Source organism: uncultured Lactobacillus sp. (assembly GCF_945290125.1).
Taxonomy (GTDB): Bacteria; Bacillota; Bacilli; order Lactobacillales; family Lactobacillaceae; genus Lactobacillus; species Lactobacillus rizhaonensis.
This window is the reverse complement of the sequence record NZ_CALYQV010000025.1, coordinates 22,663-30,022: the sequence shown is the minus strand read 5'-3', so window position 1 is coordinate 30,022 and position 7,360 is coordinate 22,663. Positions and strand designations below refer to the sequence as shown.

Genomic DNA, 7,360 nt, shown 5'->3' with positions numbered 1-7,360 from the left:
CACTAAGCTAAAGTGCCTTGAACAATCATACCTTGCTCACATAAAAACCGTCTCAACAGAAACGGTTTTTATGTGTCTTATTTAATTTTTGTATGAACACTGCTCTATTTAATAAGCAGCTCCATCATAAAAGTCAAAACGAGGTTTATTGAAATCAAAGTCTTTCACTTCACTGAGCTTAAGTGCAATATCGCAAACGCCCCAACTCATTAAATTGATTGGTTTGCCGTAGTCTTCATCAGGAATAACCAATACAATGTATTTTCCTTGGGACAGCGCATAACCCAATTCCATACCGAGACCTACATCTTCTTCATCTGGTAAATAGACGCCGATCATAACATCGCTGGTCTTAATACCGGTTAAGTCACCGCGGTAAGTAGCGGTTTCCCATTCACGATCACGCAGATATTCGGGATGCTCCTCGACATTGATGCCTTTGTATTGATGATCTAAAGGAACATAGCTGTTTTCCAGGTCAATGGTTGGGTTTTCTTCTAAAGCTTTCATTGTCTTCTTGTAAGCGTCGTTTTGCTTATCGTTAAACCAACCAGCACCAAAATAAACAGTCTTTGTTTTAGTCATAAAATTTCTCCTTACCATTTAAACCTATTTTAAATATATTTCACGTAACTTACTGATTTCATCATCAGTTAATCTCATAATATCATGTAAGTAGTTTTCAACGCTACCATAATTTTTATTTATAGTTGAAACTACAAAGTCAATGTACTCGGAGTGCACGGTTTGCAAGTCTTTTAGGATATTTACTGTAACGTCATTTGCCCCTTCATCTTTGGCTTTTTGCAAAAAATCATGGACAAAGTCTTTGGTGGCAACGTTTGTTAACAGGTAATCTTTTTTGATAGTTTCAAATGGCACACCAAGTGCTGATAAAATCAATAGTGCTGCAAAACCAGTTCTGTCTTTGCCTGCTGTGCAATGGAAAATTACACTCTGGTTATCTTCGTCATTAGCAAGCAGTACATCAAAAAAGTGGCGGTAAGCTTTTTGAGCAGACTCGCTTTTAATCATGTCATCATAGGCCAAAAACATGTGGTCAAATCCGGCTTTGGGATCCTGGTTTTTTTGACTAAGAATTTCATCAATTCCCTTTGATGACTCGGTCAAGTCTTCACTAAATACCGGATCAAAATTGTAAATGGCACCTTCTGGAACACGATCAGGTTCTTTTTCAGCTTCATCTTTGCTCCGGAAGTCAACGACATACTTGACGCCATAATCATGTAAAAATTTCAGATCAGTTTTATCCAGTTTTGCCAAGTTAGCTGTTCTGAGTAATTTATGCATTTTAACTGTTTTGCCATCAGTAGTTTGATAGCCGCCCAGCTCGCGGAAATTACGGCCGCTTGTTACGCCAATTAATTGATTTTTAAGTTTTTGGGTCATTGAATACCTCCACCTTTGCGTTTGACAATTACACCTCATTTTAGCAATAAACTAGTATATAAACAATTATAAAAAAACCTAAGTGGGTACTGAAATTATGGTAAAATAAACAAAAGAATATTATATTTCAAAAGGGTGAGAACATGGAAACGAAAAAAGCTAGCATTTTAGTTCCAGTTGACGGTTCAGAGTCAGCAGAAAGATCCTTTGATAAAGCAGTTAAAATCGCAATGACGGAAAATGCGCATATCGATGTCTTAAGTGTCATTGATACCAGACAATTTTTGGGTGAGATGCAAGATACACTGATTACGGGTGACACCGTTTATCAGATGACACAAGATTCAGAAAAATATCTTAAAAGCTTAAAAGAATGGGCTCATGACAACTTAGGCTTCGATGATATTGATTATCATATTCGTTATGGCAGTCCGAAGGCGATTATTTCCTATGACTTTATTAAAGATCATCACAATGATTTGATTATCATGGGTGCAACAGGATTAAATGCAGTAGAAAGAATGTTGATGGGTTCAGTTACTGAATATGTTAATCAACATGCTTTGGCTGATGTTTTAATTGTCAGAACAGACGTTAATAATAATCCACTTAAGCCGCAAGGTGGCAAAAAATAATTATATATACAGTTAAAAGCATACGATCAACAAATCGTGTGCCTTTTTTGTATTGAATACTGAACCTTAAAGCACTATGTAATGATAGTGTTCGTAAATATAACTTTCATTATACAATTTTAAAATAAATTTTGATATTTTGTTGCCATTTTGCGAATATTTATGGTATCATCATTATGAAATGAACGTAATTATACTATTTGGAAGGTTGAGGGCAATGAAGGTAACAGGAAGAATTTATAATTTATTTTCCTATTTATGTACTGTTCAACTCGCTTTGTTAACCGTTCGTTTTTCTTTCAGAATAACTACCAGGGCATGATATGACATTGGTCATATCATGCCTTTTTATTTGCTTAATTTCAGGAGGATGTAATGAAAAATAGAAACGGAAGTTGATTTAGGTTGATTTTATTTGAATATTTACATAAAAAATTGCCATGAATATGACAACGAAGTTTATGCTTAAACAAAATTAAAGTTATGGTAAACGTATTTATTAGGAGTAAAAAAACAAATGACCAAAATCAAAAAGTTTCTGATAGCATGCTTTGCATTATTATTAACCGTTGGTGCTACCGCATGTTCCAATTCAAGTAAGAAATCAAGTTTAAGCAGTAACACGCCAAAGTCACTCAACGTGCAGTTTGTTCCCAGCGTAGCAGCTAACAAGTTGGAAGCACGGGCTAAGCCTATGGAAAAGTTATTGTCTAAGCGTCTGGGGATTCCGGTACATGTTTCAATGTCAACGGACTACAACGGACTAGTTGAAGCCATGAAATCTAAGAAAGTAGAAGTCGGCTTTTTACCTTCAGATGCCTATATTATGGCGCATAAGCAAAAAGCAGCTGATCTGCTTTTACAATCTGTTCGTTATGGCATTAAGCAACCAAATGGTGTTCAAACCAAAGAATTAGTTAATTCTTATCGTGGTGAGATCCTGGTTAAGAAGGATTCAAAAATTAAGAGTTGGAAGGATTTAAAGGGTAAGTCAATTTCTGTTCAAGATATTACTTCCGATTCTGGCTATGTTTTCCCAGTTGCCGAATTAAAGCAAAAGGGTTTAGATGTAACCAAGAGTTGCAAGACGGTATCTGTTAAAGGCGCTGACCAAGGCGTTTTAAACGTCTTAAACGGTGACACCGATGCAGCCTTTGTATTTGAAGATGCTCGTAACAATGTTAAAAATGATGACCCGAAGATTATGAGCAAAGTAGTACCAATTTACTTCACTAAGCGTATTCCTAACGACACTATTTCAGTCATCCCAAGTTTGCCAAAAGCTTTCCAGAAGAAACTGGCTAAAGCATTTATTGCTATTGGCAAGTCTAAAGAAGGTAAGAAGATTATTGAAAATGTTTATAACCAGGAGGGTTATACATACGCCAAAGATAGTGACTACGATATTATTCGTCAATACAATAAAATAGTTTCTTCTACTAAGAAATAATTTCCCAATATTTAAAAAACTCAAAAGGCTACATACTAAGAATTAAATAAACTTTCTTAAACAAAATAAGATTTCTAGTCAATTCTCTTTTCTAAATAAAACATTTCTGCTATTATTTGATAGAATAAATACAGTATGTCGAAAGGAGGGTGAAGGTAATGCAAAAACGGCGCTTGGCGTTCACTGAAGTTTTTGCAAAAAAGCCTTTTCGTTCCTTTCAAAATGGTATTGTTCGCTTTTTAGTAAAAGTGTTATTGAAAGACTTAGTTTAATTCACGTTCGTGTTTTTAGCTAAAGTCTTTTTTTATGTCTGGGAGGGCATGATGAAAAAATTTAGAAAAATACTAGCTGGTGCCGCTGTTTTTTTAGTAGCATTCATGATGGCTGCCTGCTCAAACAAAAAAAAGAGCAAAGATACTGGCACGCCTAAGTCTTTGAACGTCCAATTCGTTCCTAGTCAGGCTGCCACTAAACTGGAATCTCGTGCAAAGCCGCTGGAAAAAATGTTGTCAGATCGTTTAGGCATTCCAGTACATGTATCAATGTCTACCGACTACAACACGGTGGTTGAGGCCATGAAGTCTAAGAAAGTTGATGTAGGTTTCTTGCCGCCAAATGGCTACATTTTAGCTCATAAGCAGGGAGCAGCAGATGTCTTGCTGCAAGCTCAAAGATATGGTGTTAAGCAACCTGATGGACGACCAACTAAGGAACTGGTTAACTTCTATCGCGCTGAAATTGTGGCAAAGAAAAATTCAAAAATTAAGAGCTGGAAAGATTTAAAGGGCAAGTCTATTTCTATTCAAAGTCCCACTTCTTCAGCTGGCTATGTTTTCCCAATTGCTGAATTAAAGGAAAAGGGCCTTGATGTGCGCAAGAGTTGCAAGCTAGTGACAGTAACTGGTCAAGACCAAGCTGTTTTAAATGTTCTCAATGGCGACACAGACGCCGCATTTGTTTTTGAAGATGCACGAACAATTGTTAAAGACGATAATCCTAAGATCATGAGCCAAGTTGTTCCTATTTACTTTACTAAGCCTATTCCGAACGATACCATTTCCGTTGTTCCGAGCATGAGTGAATCATTCAGAAAGAAATTGGCTAAGGCATTTATCGCTATCGGTAAGTCCAAGAAGGGTAAAAAGGTCATCGAAAGTATTTACACTCACGAAGGATATGTCCACACCAAGGACAGCGACTTTAATGTTGTGCGTAAGTATGAAAAAATTATTGAATCGACCAAAAAATAAAGAATACAAAGGAAGTTTATAATGGCAGATTCTGCAGTTAAGCCAATAATCGAATTAAAAAACGTGAAGAAAGTTTATGGCAAAGATGTTGTTGGTTTAAAAGACGTCAATTTAACTATTAATAAAGGTGAATTTGTCGTTATTGTTGGTCTATCCGGCGCCGGCAAATCAACACTTTTGCGGTCGATTAACCGTTTAATTGATATTACTGAAGGTGATATTTTAGTTAACGGTGAATCTATTACCAAGGCCAAGGGTAAAAAGTTAAGAACACTGCGCCGGCATATTGGAATGATTTTCCAAAGCTTCAATCTGGTTAAACGGTCAAGTGTTCTGCGTAACGTTTTAACAGGCAGAGTGGGTTATTATCCTACTTGGAAATCTACTTTCAACCTTTTTACTAAAGAAGATAAGCAGCGCGCGTATGATGCACTCCAGCAAGTGGATTTGGAAGACAAGGTTTATTCACGAGCTGATGAATTGTCTGGTGGTCAGCAACAAAGAGTGGCGATTGCTCGTGTCTTAACTCAAAACCCGGATATTATTTTGGCGGATGAGCCGACAGCTTCACTTGACCCACAGACTTCACGCCGGGTGATGAAAGACTTGCAGATGCTGAATGAAAAGCATGGTATGACGGTAGTCATTAACCTGCACAGCGTCCAGTTAGCACAAGAATTCGGTAAGCGGGTCATTGGTGTTCGTGCTGGTGAAATTATTTATGACGGCAAGATGTCAGATACTCCGGCATCCACGTTTGATCAGATCTATTCCGGTGGTGATCAAGATGAGTAGTACAGAGCAAGAAAAGCTGATGACTTTACCTAAGAAAAAGCTTAAAATTTTGAATTGGCTTTGGGTGCTGCTTTTTGTCGCCGGACTATTCATTTCAACTAATGAAACCAAAACAGATTTGGGTGCTCTATTTGCCAACTTTGGGGAATTTGCCGATATTTTCTTGCAAATGTTGCACCCTGACTGGTCATACCTTGTAACAGTGGTACCACTGTTGCTTGAAACTATTAAGATGGCGATCTTAGGCACGGCAATAGGTTCTGTAATTGCTTTTATTTACTCTTTGCTTATTGCCCGCAATATTGTTAAAAATAAGGCAGTTACGGGAATTTTGCGGATAATCATGAACATTATCAGAACTATACCGGATCTGCTTCTTGGTGCCATCTTTGTCGCTATTGTTGGTATCGGGCCGGTAGCCGGTGTCTTGGCACTGGCCATTTGTACTTTTGGAATTGTGGTCAAGCTCTTTTATGAAGCTATTGAAACTATTGATCCGGGTCCGATTGAAGCATTAACTGCAGTTGGGGCTAATAAAATACAAATAATTGTCTTTGCGGTTTTGCCACAAGTTATTACCTATTTTATTTCTTATTGTTTATACGCATTCGAAATTAACGTGCGAGCCTCAACCGTTTTGGGTTATATCGGTGCCGGTGGTATTGGGCTATATCTGCAACAAACACTGCAAATCTTTGATTACCCGAAGACAGGTACCATTATAATTGTAATTATCATTGTGGTAGTGCTGATTGACTACGTTTCATCTAAGTCACGGGAGGCGTTGATGCAATAATGGATACAAGTATGAAAAAGTTACCTCCTAGGCCTATAGATATTAAAAAGCGTGCCTTTCACTGGTTGATGGCTATTATCACAGTAGTGCTAATTATTTGGTCATGTACCGGTATTGACTTTGGCGGCATTAAAGAAACTGCTGGACAAATTGCAGGTGCCATCTTTTCCGGCATTTTCCACCCGGACTGGTCGTACGTTTATAACGGTACTGGTGAAGATTTGCTTTCGCAGCTTTGGGAAACTGTCTGCATTGCCTTTTTGGGCACATTTATTTCGGCTATTATCTCACTGCCGTTTGCCTTCTGGGCAGCGCATACCAAGCATAAACATTGGTATGTCTCACGCTCTGGTAAAATTGTGCTGGCAATCATCAGGTCATTCCCAGAAATTGTTTTGGCTCTGATGTTTATTAAAGCTGTAGGTCCAGGTTCGGCAGCCGGTGTTTTGGCTTTGGGTTTTCACTCAGTTGGAATGCTCGCCAAGCTCTTTTCTGAAGCAATTGAGAACTTGGACGATGGCCCTAATGAAGCAGTCACTGCGGTTGGTGGTTCAAAAACAAATATTATTATGTTTTCTACTTTGCCTAATCTGATGCCGGCTCTTATTTCAAACACGTTATACCGGTTTGACGTTTCAATCCGGTCCGCTTCTATCTTAGGCTTAGTTGGAGCCGGTGGTATCGGTTATCCGTTAATTATTGCGCTGCAATATCGCCAGTGGAACCGTGTTGGTATCATTTTATTGGGTATCATTATTATGGTTGTTGTAATTGACTGGATTTCAGGCTGGATCCGGAAGAAATTAGTATAAAAATAAAAAATAAATTTATTAGCGTAATATCAACTTTTTATAGTTGGTATTACGCTTTTTTGTTTTCAACCAGCTCTTAAGAGCACTCCTTGTTCAGCAATTATACTTTATATATGTAAGCGGTTTATTTGAATGTCCGCTAAAGGGGACACTCAAATAATTTTTATGAATAATTTCAGAAATAAAATGTAGGTATGAAAAGGAGGTACTTG

General features: G+C 37.7%; 8 protein-coding genes. 6 read left to right on the top strand and 2 right to left on the bottom strand.

The features are described 5' to 3' along the window. Positions 1-108: 108 nt before the first annotated feature. Together Q0K80_RS05740 and Q0K80_RS05735 are read right to left on the bottom strand one after the other, a co-directional pair. Positions 109-585 (bottom strand): nucleoside 2-deoxyribosyltransferase, encoded by a 477-nt coding sequence (locus tag Q0K80_RS05740; RefSeq protein WP_046327691.1) that lies wholly within the window; start codon positions 583-585, stop codon positions 109-111. 24 nt (positions 586-609) lie between these two features. Then, positions 610-1,410: a tyrosine-protein phosphatase gene (locus tag Q0K80_RS05735; protein ID WP_294604267.1), complete on the bottom strand. Its 801-nt coding sequence runs from the start codon at positions 1,408-1,410 to the stop codon at positions 610-612. 143 nt (positions 1,411-1,553) lie between these two features. Between Q0K80_RS05735 and Q0K80_RS05730 the strand changes: the two genes are divergently transcribed. From Q0K80_RS05730 to phnE (Q0K80_RS05705), 6 genes are all read left to right on the top strand, one after another. Beyond that, the gene (locus Q0K80_RS05730) at positions 1,554-2,045 is read left to right on the top strand and encodes a universal stress protein (protein ID WP_294604266.1); all 492 of its coding nucleotides are present in this window, start codon (positions 1,554-1,556) and stop codon (positions 2,043-2,045) included. Positions 2,046-2,562: 517 nt separating this feature from the next. Beyond that, complete coding sequence (locus Q0K80_RS05725; RefSeq protein WP_294604265.1) at positions 2,563-3,495, top strand: phosphate/phosphite/phosphonate ABC transporter substrate-binding protein; 933 nt, start codon at positions 2,563-2,565, stop codon at positions 3,493-3,495. Positions 3,496-3,818: 323 nt separating this feature from the next. Beyond that, on the top strand, positions 3,819-4,745 hold the full coding sequence (locus tag Q0K80_RS05720) for a phosphate/phosphite/phosphonate ABC transporter substrate-binding protein (protein ID WP_294604263.1): 927 nt from the start codon (positions 3,819-3,821) through the stop codon (positions 4,743-4,745). 21 nt (positions 4,746-4,766) lie between these two features. After that, on the top strand, positions 4,767-5,540 hold the full coding sequence (phnC, locus tag Q0K80_RS05715; protein ID WP_294604260.1) for a phosphonate ABC transporter ATP-binding protein: 774 nt from the start codon (positions 4,767-4,769) through the stop codon (positions 5,538-5,540). Beyond that, positions 5,533-6,336, top strand: coding sequence for a phosphonate ABC transporter, permease protein PhnE (gene phnE, locus Q0K80_RS05710; RefSeq protein ID WP_294604258.1), 804 nt, complete (start codon positions 5,533-5,535; stop codon positions 6,334-6,336). The genes phnC and phnE (Q0K80_RS05710) overlap by 8 nt, the downstream gene beginning before the upstream one ends. Then, complete coding sequence (gene phnE, locus Q0K80_RS05705) at positions 6,336-7,148, top strand: phosphonate ABC transporter, permease protein PhnE (RefSeq protein WP_294604257.1); 813 nt, start codon at positions 6,336-6,338, stop codon at positions 7,146-7,148. The genes phnE (Q0K80_RS05710) and phnE (Q0K80_RS05705) overlap by 1 nt, the downstream gene beginning before the upstream one ends. The last annotated feature ends 212 nt before the right edge of the window (positions 7,149-7,360 follow it).

Excerpts from the sequence above, each read along its gene's own strand:
- Q0K80_RS05735 (WP_294604267.1), bottom strand. The coding sequence starts at position 1,410 with ATGACCCAAAAACTTAAAAATCAATTAATTGGCGTAACAAGCGGCCGT.
- Q0K80_RS05720 (WP_294604263.1), top strand. The coding sequence starts at position 3,819 with ATGAAAAAATTTAGAAAAATACTAGCTGGTGCCGCTGTTTTTTTAGTA.
- phnE (WP_294604258.1), top strand. The coding sequence starts at position 5,533 with ATGAGTAGTACAGAGCAAGAAAAGCTGATGACTTTACCTAAGAAAAAG.
- phnC (WP_294604260.1), top strand. The coding sequence starts at position 4,767 with ATGGCAGATTCTGCAGTTAAGCCAATAATCGAATTAAAAAACGTGAAG.
- Q0K80_RS05730 (WP_294604266.1), top strand. The coding sequence starts at position 1,554 with ATGGAAACGAAAAAAGCTAGCATTTTAGTTCCAGTTGACGGTTCAGAG.
- phnE (WP_294604257.1), top strand. The coding sequence starts at position 6,336 with ATGGATACAAGTATGAAAAAGTTACCTCCTAGGCCTATAGATATTAAA.
- Q0K80_RS05725 (WP_294604265.1), top strand. The coding sequence starts at position 2,563 with ATGACCAAAATCAAAAAGTTTCTGATAGCATGCTTTGCATTATTATTA.
- Q0K80_RS05740 (WP_046327691.1), bottom strand. The coding sequence starts at position 585 with ATGACTAAAACAAAGACTGTTTATTTTGGTGCTGGTTGGTTTAACGAT.